This window comes from Candidatus Hikarchaeum yamanae (genome assembly GCF_009889665.1).
GTDB lineage: Archaea > Halobacteriota > Halobacteria > Halobacteriales > Hikarchaeaceae > Hikarchaeum > Hikarchaeum yamanae.
On record NZ_WTZR01000005.1, the window covers coordinates 1 to 14,002 of the forward strand.

General features: G+C 41.1%; 15 protein-coding genes. 10 read left to right on the top strand and 5 right to left on the bottom strand.

The features are described 5' to 3' along the window. Nucleotides 1-210 precede the first annotated feature (210 nt). The gene (locus tag ACM9H2_RS03165; protein ID WP_415488115.1) at nucleotides 211-606 is read left to right on the top strand and encodes a VOC family protein; all 396 of its coding nucleotides are present in this window, start codon (nucleotides 211-213) and stop codon (nucleotides 604-606) included. Nucleotides 607-618: 12 nt separating this feature from the next. Here the strand turns inward: ACM9H2_RS03165 and ACM9H2_RS03170 are convergent, their stop codons facing one another. The 5 genes from ACM9H2_RS03170 to ACM9H2_RS03190 all read right to left on the bottom strand — a co-directional run bounded on the left by ACM9H2_RS03170 (nucleotide 619) and on the right by ACM9H2_RS03190 (nucleotide 4,305). Then, nucleotides 619-1,716 (bottom strand): aminopeptidase, encoded by a 1,098-nt coding sequence (locus tag ACM9H2_RS03170; RefSeq protein WP_415488117.1) that lies wholly within the window; start codon nucleotides 1,714-1,716, stop codon nucleotides 619-621. Between the two features lie 48 nt (nucleotides 1,717-1,764). After that, nucleotides 1,765-1,887 (bottom strand): hypothetical protein, encoded by a 123-nt coding sequence (locus tag ACM9H2_RS03175; RefSeq protein WP_415488119.1) that lies wholly within the window; start codon nucleotides 1,885-1,887, stop codon nucleotides 1,765-1,767. 21 nt (nucleotides 1,888-1,908) lie between these two features. Next, nucleotides 1,909-3,120 carry an MFS transporter gene (locus ACM9H2_RS03180; RefSeq protein ID WP_415488121.1) on the bottom strand — a complete coding sequence of 404 codons (1,212 nt, stop codon included), beginning with the start codon at nucleotides 3,118-3,120 and terminating at the stop codon, nucleotides 1,909-1,911. 212 nt (nucleotides 3,121-3,332) lie between these two features. After that, complete coding sequence (locus ACM9H2_RS03185) at nucleotides 3,333-3,833, bottom strand: 2'-5' RNA ligase family protein (RefSeq protein WP_415488123.1); 501 nt, start codon at nucleotides 3,831-3,833, stop codon at nucleotides 3,333-3,335. A gap of 16 nt (nucleotides 3,834-3,849) precedes the next feature. Next, nucleotides 3,850-4,305 (bottom strand): hypothetical protein, encoded by a 456-nt coding sequence (locus tag ACM9H2_RS03190; RefSeq protein ID WP_415488125.1) that lies wholly within the window; start codon nucleotides 4,303-4,305, stop codon nucleotides 3,850-3,852. A 135-nt stretch (nucleotides 4,306-4,440) separates the two neighbouring features. Here ACM9H2_RS03190 and ACM9H2_RS03195 point away from each other — a divergent pair, with 135 nt between their 5' ends. From ACM9H2_RS03195 to argF, 9 genes are all read left to right on the top strand, one after another. Further along, nucleotides 4,441-5,655 (top strand): argininosuccinate synthase, encoded by a 1,215-nt coding sequence (locus ACM9H2_RS03195; protein ID WP_415488127.1) that lies wholly within the window; start codon nucleotides 4,441-4,443, stop codon nucleotides 5,653-5,655. A gap of 170 nt (nucleotides 5,656-5,825) precedes the next feature. Next, entirely contained in the window at nucleotides 5,826-7,835 is a 2,010-nt protein-coding gene (argH, locus tag ACM9H2_RS03200; protein WP_415488129.1) for an argininosuccinate lyase, read from the top strand. Between the two features lie 65 nt (nucleotides 7,836-7,900). Then, complete coding sequence (lysW, locus tag ACM9H2_RS03205; RefSeq protein WP_415488131.1) at nucleotides 7,901-8,071, top strand: lysine biosynthesis protein LysW; 171 nt, start codon at nucleotides 7,901-7,903, stop codon at nucleotides 8,069-8,071. A 55-nt stretch (nucleotides 8,072-8,126) separates the two neighbouring features. Continuing rightward, nucleotides 8,127-8,993 carry a lysine biosynthesis protein LysX gene (gene lysX, locus ACM9H2_RS03210; RefSeq protein ID WP_415488133.1) on the top strand — a complete coding sequence of 289 codons (867 nt, stop codon included), beginning with the start codon at nucleotides 8,127-8,129 and terminating at the stop codon, nucleotides 8,991-8,993. Further along, on the top strand, nucleotides 8,990-10,030 hold the full coding sequence (gene argC / locus ACM9H2_RS03215) for an N-acetyl-gamma-glutamyl-phosphate reductase (protein ID WP_415488135.1): 1,041 nt from the start codon (nucleotides 8,990-8,992) through the stop codon (nucleotides 10,028-10,030). Before lysX ends, argC begins: the two co-directional genes overlap by 4 nt. 23 nt (nucleotides 10,031-10,053) lie before the next feature. Then, on the top strand, nucleotides 10,054-10,875 hold the full coding sequence (locus tag ACM9H2_RS03220) for an acetylglutamate/acetylaminoadipate kinase (RefSeq protein WP_415488137.1): 822 nt from the start codon (nucleotides 10,054-10,056) through the stop codon (nucleotides 10,873-10,875). Next, nucleotides 10,872-12,008, top strand: a complete 1,137-nt coding sequence (locus tag ACM9H2_RS03225; protein ID WP_415488139.1) for an aspartate aminotransferase family protein — start codon at nucleotides 10,872-10,874, stop codon at nucleotides 12,006-12,008. Before ACM9H2_RS03220 ends, ACM9H2_RS03225 begins: the two co-directional genes overlap by 4 nt. Next, entirely contained in the window at nucleotides 12,005-13,075 is a 1,071-nt protein-coding gene (locus ACM9H2_RS03230; RefSeq protein WP_415488141.1) for a [LysW]-lysine hydrolase, read from the top strand. The genes ACM9H2_RS03225 and ACM9H2_RS03230 overlap by 4 nt, the downstream gene beginning before the upstream one ends. Beyond that, nucleotides 13,072-13,989: an ornithine carbamoyltransferase gene (gene argF / locus ACM9H2_RS03235; protein WP_415488143.1), complete on the top strand. Its 918-nt coding sequence runs from the start codon at nucleotides 13,072-13,074 to the stop codon at nucleotides 13,987-13,989. Before ACM9H2_RS03230 ends, argF begins: the two co-directional genes overlap by 4 nt. Nucleotides 13,990-14,002: the final 13 nt, after the last annotated feature.

Below are 14,002 nucleotides of genomic sequence, written 5' to 3' on the forward strand. Positions count from 1 at the left end.
GCTCCCTCTCTTTGTAATGTTGTCACCTGATGACATACGTCTACCAAGTAGGCCACTTAACTAATAAAGGTTCCTAAAATCATAACATACGTTAACATACCCCATTTAACACGTTAACATACCTCATTTTTTATAAAATATATTTCAAACCCCATTTATTTCAATCGGTTATATGTCCTAGTTTATCTTGAAACTGAGTTTATGTAGTACATGAACATTATCGCAATCGATCATGTCAATATTCAAATCCCAAAATCCGGTGTGGAAGATGCACTAGAATTTTATTCAAATATATTGGGATTTAAAGCAGAACAAATAGATGAGTACAAAAAAGGCGTGCGCACACTTTTTACCTTCCGACTTGGAGAAAATGCTGTATTACACATCCGTCCAATCGACGATTTTTCCCCTCCTGATAAAAGTAATTATGACCATTTCGCGCTCATAGTAGATATGCCTATATCAGAAGTTAAGTCAAAACTTTCTGACGCCAACATGTCTATCATGAGGGAAGGAAACCCCCTTGGGGCACGAGGACGGGCACCGGCAATTTATTTACAAGATCCTTTTGGTTATATAATCGAAATCAAAGAAAAATCTGATTAATTTCTCCCAATTCTATTTCAGTCGAAATCCTTCTTCGAAAACAAAACAACCATCTACTTGTATCAATTCCCCATCAAGCTCTATATACGAATCCTTTGACATATCTGTAATCATATCAACATGAACTGAACTTTCATTTTTCCTTTTCCCTTCTCCTACGGTATCTGCATAAGCCATCCCCACGGCAATATGAATCGTGTCGCCCATTTTCTCATCAAATAGTATGTTATTTGTAAACTGACTGATCCCCCGATTCATTCCTATTCCCAATTCCCCAACTGACTTTGCCCCTCGATCTGCAGATAGAATCTCCCCCAACACTCCTCCGTTTTTCACAGCACTGTAATCTGTCACAATACCATCTTCAAATTTGAGATAGGCCTCCTCAATCTCCTGTCCTTTATAAGTCAATGGAATGTCGAACGTAACTTCCCCATCCACTGAATCTATTACTGGGGCTGTAAAAACTTCTCCTCCTGGCAAATTATGATTTCCATAATCATTAATAGGAATCATTCCTCCAATATTCATTTTAATATCCGTTCCACTCCCGCTTACAATGCGGATCTCGTCCCCCTTTTCAAGCAATTTCAAAAGCCTTTCTTGGTGATTTTTCTGGACATCCCAATCCCTTATTATCGCATCCCACACAAAATTTTCATATTCTTCCGTACTCATGTTTGCCTTTTGGGCATTTTCAGGAGCAGGAAATTGAGTCAAACACCACCGTTTTGATAATCTTTCATCTCTTATTGGTTTCCTCACAAGACTATGCTCGTTCATTATCTTTTGATCTACATCTGACATCTCTGAGATATTTCCACCACCTCTGATCACGATGTACACATCCATCTTCTCAAACAAAGCTAGTTCATGAGTTGGTATTTGAAATTCCCCTTTTGAGTTATTCAAATAAGCCCTCAAAAATCGGGTCCCTGTTCTCCCTCTGATCACCAACGGATTTGCACCCCTTTCTGCACAAATTTCACATAACGCAGTTACCAAATCATCTGCGATGGGGTTCGCATCGATAACAACATTGTCCCCTTTTTCTATGGAAGTCGAATGCATCGAAATAATTTTTGCATGTTCCCTAATTCGCTGATCCATGCCCCTTCTTTTACAGGCCATAGCATACGGATTTCGATGTGATTTGTGTTATTTCCCCCGACTAGATTCAAATCCATCTTTGAATCCTACCACCGCCTTTCTAATAATCAAATAAAATATAAAAAGGACCAACACAAATCCCCCTATTACGAAAAAAACAATCACTTCCATATTATACAAATTTCATCTCCATCAAAACCGTTTCATAGCAAGGAATGCAATGGCACCGGCCACACTGAATATGGCCATGGCCGGATATGCTATTGCAATATCTGTACGTTCCAATATCAAACCAAACACAAATGGTCCGACAGAATTTCCTAGCGCGGATCCTGTCAAAGTTAAAGCAAATAACATACCTGAGAAATCTCTTTTTGCATACACTGACGTCAGTGCATTCATCACCGGAACTGTGGTCCACATCATGGCACCTATTAGGAAAAATAATCCCAATAGAAGTATCCTGTTGGGAGGAATTATCCCTGTCAACAAAAGTAAAAATCCTGTTACTATAAACGTCAATGCACCAAGATTTCTTTTATCAAACATATCTGCCAAAGGACCTATTACAATCGTAGAAACACCCGCTCCAACAAGCATAACAAAAAACACAGTATTTGCAAAACTCACCACTTCTGAACTCCTCAAAAACACATAAGATGTCGTAAACGTTCTCGCAGCACCGATTTCTACTCCCAATAAAAAATTAACCGTCACCAAACCAACTACCCATGGATCCCATGGAAAATTCTTTAGCTGATTCCTTATGTTTTCCCCCTTTGTTACAATTTTTTTCTCTACATTATCTATAACATTATCCGGTTCAGCAAATTTGCTATGGAAAACCACAGCGTATACCACCCCAACAACTGCGATCAGGGACAGGGAAAAACGCCAAGAATCAGTTATTAGAATAATTCCACCAATCACTGCTGGAGCCAATGCGGTCCCGATGGCCCCACCCAACCCATGAAATCCCATGGCTTTTCCTGCTGTATCATCTGCTTCCAAATCTGAAACTGCAGACAAACCCGCGGGATGATAGGTACTCCCCCCTACCCCCGCTACAACTTGTGATAACAATAACGCCTGATATGTATCTGCTCTACTTGCAAGAAATACTCCAACTGCCAGTAGAACCAACCCAAACCCAAGCACGTATCTTTTTCCAATTTTATCCGCTATAATTCCTGCTGGCAATTGAAATACGGCATACACCACATAAAACACAGTCACCAACCAACCCGCCTGGGCATATGAAATATCAAAATCAATGACAATAAGGGGTATGATAGGTGGCAATGCAACACAATAGAATTCGTGTAATGCGTGCGCAATAGCAATAAGTCCCATTTGTTTGGGATGCGATAAACGGTAGATATTCTTCCATTCAATCGCTCTCATGCACTCTTAGGGGCAGTTTTCACTCTTGTCTTTTGCGATGTCAAAATTTTTGTCCCTCCACCCAAAACCCACGAGATCTGCGTCACATTTACTTGTGTATGGTTGCTACTCCTCTTTCATGACAAAACTACTCACTATTGGCTTATTGGGATTTGGCCACATAGCAAAACATCTGTACAAAAAACCGGAATAAAATTCATTTGATTTTAGTTTCACTTATTCTTATCAAGTATAACTTTATTTTTTCTCTTTCTTTTATCTCTATCCCAAAATTCTAGTGTATTAGCAGTCCACTGTATTGGACCTGAAAAATCACTAAAATCAAGATTTTTTGCACCACTCCCTCTAGCTATAGTTATATGTGGAATATAATTTTCCCCTTCTACCCCTTTAACACAACCAAAAACACTAACTAGAGTTTCATGAAGTACTTTTATGCCTATGCTTTTTACTTCTATATATCGCACCGGTGAAGTCCCTCTATCTGCCACCTCAAACATTTCCAAATTTCCAATTTCAACAATAAATGGCTCTACATTTTCCAATAAAAATTTTATTTCTGATTCTATATGTCCATCCAAATCTTCCTTTTCAAAACGTTTGATAACTAGAGTCGGCTCTTCAACAATCCCTTCCCCCCTTCCCAATACCGGCGTTATTTCTCCAATCGCCCTAACTATGCCCTGCGGAATTGAGACATTTAAACTCCACACAACTATCTTCTCCTATTCATACAATTTCATATATGAGAATTCCTGTGACAATTATCCCATATATGATGTTCACCACCATAAATTTAATACGAGATTGAATGACCGGTTTCCCCTCCCATACCCAATCCATTTTCATTCCCAACACAATCTCCATTCCAAATTTATCACCTATTATCCCCACTATCAACCCAACTAAAACTCCCCACACGAGGACATTCACAATAGTCATCGAGACTATTGGGAGCATTATCGCCACAATTCCCCCTATTAAAGATCCATAAATTATACTTAGTAATATTCCTTGATTCAGATATCCATCTGCCTCACCCGAGCCTATGTATTTAGATACGAACACCGACGCAGGTAGGATACTTTTATTTCCTACTCTTTTATCCATCACAGAAACTATTAACAATGTAATCAAACTCGCACCTACGATCCCCGCTATCATTCCTCCTACAAATGTCGACATATAACTGATCCTTTTTTCTCCACCCTTTTCTAAGTTTTTATTAATCTTTCCATACTCGTTACTCTCTTTATCCAAACCCATGTCTGCCCGTTCCAAACATCATATATTATAAGCCGTCACTCCAATATACTGATCATGAACCGTGTGGCACTTGCATTCTCTGGCGGTCTCGATACAACCGTTTGTGTTTCAATTCTTAAAGAAGAATATGGATATGAAGATGTTATTGGAGTTTCAGTCAATGTAGGTCAACCTCAAAACGAATTCGAACAAGCAAAAGAAACGGCAAAAGAAATCTCTCTAGATTTAACGATACTCGATGCTAGAAATGATTTTGCTAATTTATGCCTCGATTCTGTTAGGGCGAATGCAAGCTATCAAGGATACCCCCTGGGAACTGCACTCGCCCGGCCTATCATAGCAAAAGCCATCCTAGAAGAGGCGAAAAATACCAAATGCACTGCACTCGCACATGGATGCACTGGCAAAGGAAACGATCAATTACGATTCGAAGCTATTTGGCGTGGATCCGGCCTTGAAATAGCAGCCCCTATACGCGATCTTGGGCTAACCAGAACTTGGGAAATACAATATGCAAAAGAAAATAATTTACCTATCAAATCCGGAAATGATGGGGTTTGGAGCATCGATACAAATCTTTGGTCTAGATCAATTGAAGGAGGTGAACTTGAAGATCCTAGTACTATCCCTCCAAGTTCTATTTATGAGTGGACCCAATCTCCTTCTTCTGAATCTAAATTAGTAACCATAGAATTTGTTGAAGGATATCCTGTCGCAGTGGATGGAACTAACTATTCTCCCGTAGACTTAATCAACCATCTAAACAAAATATGTGGCCCTTACGGAGTCGGAAGGACTGATGTAATGGAAGATAGGATACTGGGACTCAAAGTTCGAGAAAATTACGAACATCCTGCTGCAACTGCCCTTCTCAACGCACATTCTGCATTGGAAGATCTAGTACTTACCAAGGAAGAGCGGAAGTTCAAAATCTCAGTCGACGACGCATGGGCAGAACAAGCATACTTAGGACTGATTTATTCACCTTTTATGGAAGCATTGAACGGCTTCATTTCCACCACCCAAAAACGAGTAACAGGATCTGTGACGTTAGACCTTCAAGGCGGCCACGCAAGAGCCGTTTCTCGAGAAAGTCCCTACGCAGTTCATTCTGCATCAGCAGCTTCTTTCAATACCTCTGGAGTCATAGATGATATAACACAATCAGATGCCATAGGGGTCGCAAAATATCACGGCCTGCAAGAAAGAATGTCTTCAGCACTCTTCGACCCTAAATTTCCTACACACAAAACAAAAAATGACAAATGACCCCGGCCCACACCGGGACGTTATATGAAAAAGTCGTATAAGTCGAGAGAATCTATTATTTTACAAACTATGGAGGGCATTTTACAAACTATGGAGGGACCATTTGAGGACATTTTTCCCAATTTCCCATCTAAAAAGAGCTTTATAGTTTGTAAAACATAATTTTTACAATGGTTAGGAAAGTTGAGTTCCCAAAGAAAAAAGGCAAATTTGCCTGCTGGCTAAACCGTGAGGAAGTAAAACACCTCATTGAACAATGTACAGAATCGAGAGACGAAGAAATAATTCTCACTCTTTTAGCCTCTGGTTTGAGAGTTCACGAAGCCTGTAACGCTTCCTCAGAAGATATTTTTGAAGACGATCGAGGTCTAATGATAAAAATTTGGGGCAAAAATTCCCAATACAGGGAAGCTCCTATTCCGGCCACCTTGAAAACGGCTGACCTACCAATCACACGTAAATACAACGGAATCCACAGGCCCATTTCAACCAATACCGCTTTAGCATGGGTAAAGAAAGCAGGGAAAAACTTGGGATGCCCCGAACTCTCACCACATGATTTACGTCGATCCTACGCCTCGATCCTACTTGAATCTAATATCGACCCGACCGTTATAATGGAATGGCTGGGCTGGAGCAGCTGGGAGACATTTCAACGATTCAATATGAACGTGGCAAACTCAGATTTTCAAAAGCACGAACGAGAAAAATTGAATTTCCTACACACAAAACAAAAAATGACAAATGAATCTCCTGATATAATACGTGGAACCCGTTTCAGTGGGGGACCTGCTAGAAACTTCCTCTCTTCAATGGATGTAGATCACCAAATCTTCGATGCAGATATTGCAGTAGATTTGGCACACGTAGTAATGTTGGAAGAAGAAAATATAATCTCCAAAGACAACGCCAAAGACATACTAGAAGCTCTTTTTTCCATTCACGAAATGGGATTTGAAAGCTTACCCCCTGCTGAGGATGTCCACGCAGCAATTGAAACAGCGGTAGTAGCTAAAGTTGGAGATTCTGGTGGGAGAATGCACACTGCTAGGAGTAGGAACGACGAAGTTTCAACATGCATTCGTTATCAATTGCGAAGTGACATTTTGTCTCTACTAAATTCAGTTTTAGGTTTGCGAGAAACCATCCTTTCCATCGCCAAGAACCACACCTCTACTCTAATCCCTGGGTTCACTCACCTACAAAGTGCACAACCATCGACCCTTTCCCATTGGCTTGTATCCTACTATGGATCTCTCGAACGGGACACTAACCGATTATTTGATGCTTATAGTCGCATCAATTTATCCCCTCTCGGATCTGCAGCCTTTGCAGGAACTCCTTTCCCCATCAACCGTGAACGAACTGCAACCCTCCTTGGATTTGAAGGTATAATAGAAAACACAATGGACGCCGTTTCTTCTAGAGATTTTTTACTAGAATCTGCGGCAGCTCTGTGCTCTCTTTCTATTACATTCTCAAATATGTCCGAAGATTTAATTTTTTACTCAAATAAGAGCTTTGTTGAGATAGACGACGATTACGCGTCTACTTCTTCTATCATGCCTCAAAAGAAAAATCCAGACACGCTAGAATTAATACGAGCGGCTGCAGCAACGACTCTTGCTACCTTTTCCGGTACTTTTACAACTTTAAAAGGTCTCCCCCGTGCTTACAATAGAGACCTCCAATCCGCGACCCCTTATATTTGGAATTCCATCGAAAAAATGATCGATTCCGCAGATATCCTCTCTAAAATAATAGAAACTTCAACTTGGAATGTCGAACTTCTTTCTAGTTCTGCAGGAGCGGGATTTTCCACCGCAACCGGCGTTGCCGATACCCTAGCTATGGCCGGAATACCCTTCCGAAAAGCGCACCAAATCATAGCAAAATCAGAAAGTAACTATAAAGATATTTCTTCAAATTTCAACGAAATAATGGGATCTCCACTCAGCGAATTTTGTACTTCGGATTCAATAGAATCTGCTTTAGATCCCCTCAAAAACGTTGATATGAGGGATTCATTAGGGGGACCCTCACCCACCACTGTTTTAAATTCAATTTCCAATGCTAAAAACAACCTAAAATCAGATTTTTCTCTCTACACCACTCATAAAGAAAAAATAGACCAATCAAAGGAAAAATTGATTCAAGAAGCCATGGGTTACTTGAAATAACTTCTCACAGTACCCAATAATCCAATTAGGAAATTTTAAACCGAAGTCTTGTTTATTCTCCTACTATGACAAGCACAACTTGTGTGGAATGTGGCTCAGAACTCGCAATATCAGACGACGTAGAATCTGGAGAAATTTTGGATTGTGATACTTGTGGAACCGAACTAGAGGTAATTGGTGTGGACCCTGTGGAACTCTCCAAAGCACCCGAGCTGGAAGAAGATTGGGGAGAATAACAGTTTCAGGTACATAGGAACACTTATTAATCGAGTAATCCTAAGTGATCCTCTCATGAATGTCGGGTTTTTATATTCCCAAATTAGGGCGGACGAGAAGTTACTTCTAACCGAATTGAGGTCTAGAGGCCACGACATACTCAAAATAGATGTCCGAAAACATCAATTTTCTATACAAGGTCCCTCCTCTGAATTCAAAGATTTAGATATTGTAATCGATAGATGCATAGCACAAAGCCAAAGCAAATTTGCTTCTCTCTTTTTTGCTTCCTATGGCATCCCTATCATCAACGATCCTATCGTTGTCGAACGGTGTTCTGATAAAGTTAAAACTAGCCTTTTACTAGCAAATGCAGGAATACCCACTCCCGAAACAACGATAGCATTTTCCCCGGAAAGTGCTCTCGAAACAATCGAAACCATGGGATATCCATGTGTAATAAAACCAATTGTGGGGTCTTGGGGGCGCCTAATGGCAAAAATAGACACCAGAGCTGCTGCAGAGGCAATTATAGAACACAAAGCAACACTTGGACACTATGAACACAAAATTTTCTATATACAGAAATTTATCAATAAACCCAACCGGGATATCCGTGTAGTTGCAGTCGATGGGAATGCCATCGCCGCAATGACTAGAACCTCAACACATTGGCTAACAAATGCTGCAAAAGGAGCCACAGTCGATGCATATGATATGCCCAATGAAGTAGCGTCACTCGTCGAACAAGCCTCGAAAGTCGTCGGAGGAGGCTTACTTGGGGTTGATCTTATGGAGCTCGACGATGGAGGATTTACTGTGCACGAAATTAACCCTGGAACTGAATTCAAAGCACTCAATGAATGTGTGGATGTAAATGTCCCTTCTCATATAATTAATTGGATAGAATCAGTTGCTAACAAAAAAGGTGAAACGCGATGACATTTTCAGCCTCCGTAATTGGGGCAAGTGGTTTCACCGGGGGAGAGTTACTAAGGCTACTAACCGACCATCCCCAATTCGAGATAAAACAAGCTACCAGTCGTAAATATTCTGGTCGTTCTATAGGATACACACATCCAAATCTTCGAGACTTGAAATTAAAATATTCTTCCCCTGAGGAACTAGAATCTGTCGACGTACTCTTTGCAGCAACTCCCCATGGGGTTTCTATGAGTAGGATCGATGATTTTTCTGAAGCTTCTGATATTGTAGTGGATCTGAGTGCAGATTTTAGACTCAAAGATCCTCAGAAATATGATCAATATTATGATGGCCATTCTTGCCCAGAACTACTTGAAAAAGCTGTCTATGGACTCCCCGAGATCCACCGAGAGCATTTGCGATCCGCAAAACTAATTGCCTGTGGTGGGTGCAACTCTACAGTCACCCTTCTTGGCCTATATCCTTTGTTCAAAACAGGAATAATAACTCCAAAAGACACTATCGTAGCAGATATAAAAGTTGGTTCCTCCGAAGGGGGGGCTAGTGGGAGTACCTCCTCTCACCATGCAATCCGATCTGGTATCGTTCGTCCTTACGCTCCAACTGGTCATAGACACGAAGCAGAAATAGAACAAGAACTCGGAGCAAACGTAGCCTTCACCGTTCATGCAGTAGACATGATTAGGGGGGCATCTGCAACATGCCACATTTTCCCAACAAAACAGAACTTAGACAAACCAATGATTTGGCAGGCATATCGGAATTCTTACCAAAATGAACCGTTTGTCAATTTATTAAGTGGCGCTGGGGGCAACTATCGCTACCCCGAACCAAAGGTAGTTGCTGGAACCAACAATGTGGAAATAGCATTTGAAATCGATGAAAGGAACAACCGACTTGTAGTCTTCTCTGTGATTGATAATATGATGAAAGGATCTGCAGGACAAGCTATTCACGCTACCAATATAGCACTTGGTCTCGACGAAACCTTGGGGCTCTCATATAGAAGTTTACACCCCACTGGGTCGCCTTAATTTAACAGCATTATAACTTAATTATGACTATTGTATTGAAAATTGGAGGGGCGAAAGCAGTTGACCCAGCGGGGGCTCTAGATGATATTGTCCATTTATCTTCTCAGGGAAATTCACTCATCATAGTCCATGGAGGGTCAACCGCAATAGATGAAAATTTAGAGCGAATGGGACTATCTCCAAATTATGTAGAAACACCCTCAGGTGTTGTAGGGCGTTTCACCGACGAAGCCACAATGAAGGTATTCACCATGACCATGGCAGGGTTACTCAATACGAATCTCGTAGTAAAATTACAAAATTTAAATATCAATGCTGTGGGCCTTTCTGGCGTCGATGGGCGTTTACTACATGGGCCTAGAAAAGATTCTATCCGTACCATTAAAAATGGAAAGAAAAAAATCCTAAGGGGCGATCATTCTGGTAAGATCACTTCTGTAAACACAGACCTAATACAACTTTTACTTGACAATGGATATGTCCCTGTGATCTCCCCTCCTATGTTGTCCGATGATGGTATCGCAGTCAATACAGATGCTGATAGGGTTTCATCATCGCTTGCAGGATCTCTATCTGCAACTTTAGTTTCCCTAACCGACGTTTCAGGTATCTACCGCGATATATCTGATCCTACTACTCTCATATCCTCTGCAAAAACACCAGAACAATATTCCCTTCTTCAAAACGCGGCAGAAGGTTTTATGACACGCAAGTTAATGGCTGCTACAGATGCACTCCAACAAGGAGCAGAAAAAGCCATAATAGCCAGTGCAAATGAAGAACAGCCCCTCCTTTCCGCACTCGATGGCGGCGGCACCCATATCTACCCCGAGGCGATACTGTGAATAATTTTATTTTTTCTAGGAAAAATATCCAAATAACTCATGGAAATGGGGTTCACCTCTATGACACTGATGGCACCGAATATTTAGATTTAGGAGCTAGTTATGCATGCGTTCCTGCAGGACATAACCATCCACATGTACTCTCCGAAATACAAAACCAACTAGAAAAAATAACCTACATACAAGGGTCATATCCAATTTCCATACGTGATGATTTCTATAATAAATTAGTTGAAATCTCTCCTGGGGACGTACAAAATATTTGGCTCTCCAATTCCGGAACCGAAGCCAATGAGGCAGCCATAAAATTCGCCCGCCATGCAACTCAGAGGTCTCAAATTATATCAACCAAGCAAGCTTTTCATGGTAGAACTATGGGTTCTCTTTCTGCCACTTGGAAACCAACTTATAAGAAAGGATTTGAACCACTCATCCCCGAAGTCGATTTCGTTACGTTTGGGGATGTCGAATCTTTGACAGACAGTATATCTGAAAACACAGCTGCTGTTATTGTTGAACCCATACAAGGGGAAGGTGGAGTCAATCTTCCTCCTCCTAACTACTTGCAAGAAGTTAGGAAAATCACTGAAGAAGTTGGTGCAGCCATGATACTCGATGAAATCCAAACCGGTCTTGGAAGGACTGGTTCATTTTGGAATTGTAATCATACCAATGTAGTCCCTGATATACTCACTTCTGCAAAAGGACTAGCAAACGGACTGCCCATTGGAGTAACCTTATGTAAAGATTGGATTGCAGAGAATCCTGGGAATCATGGAAGCACTTTTAGTGGAGGACCTGTAGTTTGCGCCGCAGGAAATGCCACCATCGATGTCATTTTGAATGAAAATTTACCTGAAAACGCGTCTAAAATTGGTTCCTATCTACTCAAAGAATTAAAAGAAACTATAGGAACAAGAACACGCGATATACGTGGTTCTGGCCTGTTAATCGGAATTGAAGTAAAACGTGGATCTGGTTCTATACTCGGAAACCTTGCGAGAGATCATGGAATTTTGGCATTACCTGCAGGAAAAACAGTCGTTCGTATTTTGCCACCTTTGACCCTCGATCGTTCCCATGCAGATGATTTCATATCGGCAATGGATAGTCTCCCGGAGGATATTCTATGAGTTCCAAATGGAGCAAAAAAGAAGCAAAATCTTTACTCTTCGATTTGGTATCTACACCCTCTTATTCGGGAAAAGAAGCACAATGCGCAGAAGTACTAATGAATTTTTTCCAAACTCACCAACGGGAGGCATGGATAGACGAAGCTGGAAATGTACACTCCCCATCAAACGATGCAGTCCTTCTAACTTCCCACATGGACACTGTACCTGGGGACATTCCCGTCAAACTAGATGGAGATGTGCTTTGGGGCCGGGGTTCTGTGGATGCAAAGGGACCTCTCACTGCTATGGCCATTTCTGCAATTTCTACTGGAGTAAGTTTTGTGGGAGTTGTAAGTGAAGAACACAATTCATACGGGGCAAGACATTTAGTCAAAACCAGAGAATCCATCCCTGACAATGTGATCAATGGAGAGCCTAGTGGATGGGATGGCATCGCTCTTGGTTATAGAGGTCTGCTCAACGGAACATACGTAGCAACAAGCAGATCTGGCCACACCTCTCGTCCTGAAAAAAATGCTCTTCAAGATGCAATAGATTGGTGGTCCACTGTTGAAGCACGTTTCAAAGCAGATGATTGGCCATCCGAAATTTCACAAACACATCTTGAAAATTCTATTTTCGAACAAGTTACTCCCAAACCCATTACAATAACTGGTGGTATTAGCGAAGACGGACTTTCTGTAGAAGTCACTTTCGACGTTCAATTTCGCGTCCCACCAAATTTATCCGTAGATGAGGTCCGTGAAATAGCCGATAGCGAATTGACCACCGGAACCGTCCGATGGAAAGATATGGTCAATCCAGTTATGATTAGTGCTAGGACCCCTCCTGCAAGAGCATTCCGCGCGGCAATACGAACTTTTGGAGGAGTTCCTAGACAACTACGAAAAACCGGAACTAGTGATATGAACATTTACTCCGAATCGTGGGATGTCCCTATGGTTACATATGGACCTGGTGATTCTTCACTTGATCATGCCCCCGACGAACGAATTTCGATATCAGAATTCTATCTCAGTATAGATGTTCTCAACAACGTTTGCAAAAGACTATCAAAATTATGACCCACTTACTAGATATAGACGATTTAACCAAAACAGATATTGATTCTATTTTAAAACTCGCAACAAAACTAAAACAGTCCCATATTGATGGAAACGTTCCATCTTTACTCCATGGGAAAACACTATCTATGCTATTCGAAAAACCTAGCACTCGCACACGTGTTTCATTTGAAGTTGGGATGAACATGCTTGGGGGGGACGCAATAACATTCGATTTATCCCAATTGCAATTAAGCAGAGGGGAAACACTTTCTGATACTACAAAATCTCTTTCACTTTATGTAGATGCAATCCTGGCAAGAGTTACTGATCATTCTCTTTTAGAACAATTATCTTTAGCATCTACAATTCCCATTATTAATGGTTTATCAGATAAATCTCATCCTTGCCAAGCCCTAGCAGACTTATTAACCATTCATGAAAATTTTGGAAATTTTGATGTCCAAGCAGCGTGGGTTGGAGACGGTAATAATGTCGCAAATTCTTTCGCCAGAGCATGTTCCATTATGGGGATAGATCTAGTCATGGCTACTCCTAAAGGATATGAACTTTCACCCGAAACTTTATCGAAAATAGAATCTTCCGGAATTTCTTTTTCTGCAACAAACGATCCCTCAAAGGCGGTTTCTGAAGCCGATGTGGTGTACACCGACACATGGGTTAGTATGGGTGATGAATCTACAAGAGACAAACGTTTATCCGACTTCGATGGTTTCCAAATAAATTCTAAATTATTAGACAAAACCGAAGCTTTGGTTATGCATTGTTTACCTGCACACAGGGACGAAGAAATTTCTACAGACATACTTGATGGGAATAGATCTTTGGTTTGGACCCAAGCAGAAAATAGACTCCACGCACAAAATGGATTGTTAGTTCACATCCTCAACCCTACCCACGGCACCCCAAAATAAAACCGAATACCTC

What these genes read in the sequence shown, in the direction of transcription:
- ACM9H2_RS03165 (WP_415488115.1), top strand. Translation starts at nt 211, where the DNA reads ATGAACATTATCGCAATCGATCATGTCAATATTCAAATCCCAAAATCC.
- ACM9H2_RS03170 (WP_415488117.1), bottom strand. Translation starts at nt 1,716, where the DNA reads ATGGATCAGCGAATTAGGGAACATGCAAAAATTATTTCGATGCATTCG.
- ACM9H2_RS03175 (WP_415488119.1), bottom strand. Translation starts at nt 1,887, where the DNA reads ATGGAAGTGATTGTTTTTTTCGTAATAGGGGGATTTGTGTTGGTCCTT.
- ACM9H2_RS03180 (WP_415488121.1), bottom strand. Translation starts at nt 3,120, where the DNA reads ATGAGAGCGATTGAATGGAAGAATATCTACCGTTTATCGCATCCCAAA.
- ACM9H2_RS03190 (WP_415488125.1), bottom strand. Translation starts at nt 4,305, where the DNA reads ATGTCGACATTTGTAGGAGGAATGATAGCGGGGATCGTAGGTGCGAGT.
- ACM9H2_RS03195 (WP_415488127.1), top strand. Translation starts at nt 4,441, where the DNA reads ATGAACCGTGTGGCACTTGCATTCTCTGGCGGTCTCGATACAACCGTT.
- argH (WP_415488129.1), top strand. Translation starts at nt 5,826, where the DNA reads ATGGTTAGGAAAGTTGAGTTCCCAAAGAAAAAAGGCAAATTTGCCTGC.
- lysW (WP_415488131.1), top strand. Translation starts at nt 7,901, where the DNA reads ATGACAAGCACAACTTGTGTGGAATGTGGCTCAGAACTCGCAATATCA.
- lysX (WP_415488133.1), top strand. Translation starts at nt 8,127, where the DNA reads ATGAATGTCGGGTTTTTATATTCCCAAATTAGGGCGGACGAGAAGTTA.
- argC (WP_415488135.1), top strand. Translation starts at nt 8,990, where the DNA reads ATGACATTTTCAGCCTCCGTAATTGGGGCAAGTGGTTTCACCGGGGGA.
- ACM9H2_RS03220 (WP_415488137.1), top strand. Translation starts at nt 10,054, where the DNA reads ATGACTATTGTATTGAAAATTGGAGGGGCGAAAGCAGTTGACCCAGCG.
- ACM9H2_RS03230 (WP_415488141.1), top strand. Translation starts at nt 12,005, where the DNA reads ATGAGTTCCAAATGGAGCAAAAAAGAAGCAAAATCTTTACTCTTCGAT.
- argF (WP_415488143.1), top strand. Translation starts at nt 13,072, where the DNA reads ATGACCCACTTACTAGATATAGACGATTTAACCAAAACAGATATTGAT.